The 278-nt window shown below is 75.2% G+C and carries 1 protein-coding gene; it reads right to left on the bottom strand.

Translation table 11 applies throughout. From position 1 onward, the window contains the following. Window positions 1-278: FAD binding domain-containing protein (locus G3I40_RS00930; protein WP_203643152.1), on the bottom strand; the 278-nt coding region annotated here is incomplete at both ends.

Raw genomic sequence — 278 nt, forward strand, 5'->3', positions numbered from 1 at the left:
ACGAGCGCGACCGAGGCCGTCGCCCTGCCGGGGCCGGTCCGGCCGGTCGCCTTGAGGAAGACCTGCGGCGCGTGCAGCAGCGGGACGCGCACGAAGCCGATGAGCTCGCCCGGCCTGAGCATCTCCATGCCGGCCAGCAGGTGCGAGACGGGCACCTCGCGGCGCGCGCCCCCCGGCCCCGCGATGATCAACGTGGCTTCCAGGGCGGCCAGTACGGGCAGTGAGTCGTTGGTCGGGGCGGCCGAGGCGATGTTGCCGCCGAGGGTGCCGGCGTTGCG

This window comes from Streptomyces sp. SID14478, from assembly GCF_010548525.1.
Taxonomy (GTDB): domain Bacteria; phylum Actinomycetota; class Actinomycetes; order Streptomycetales; family Streptomycetaceae; genus Streptomyces.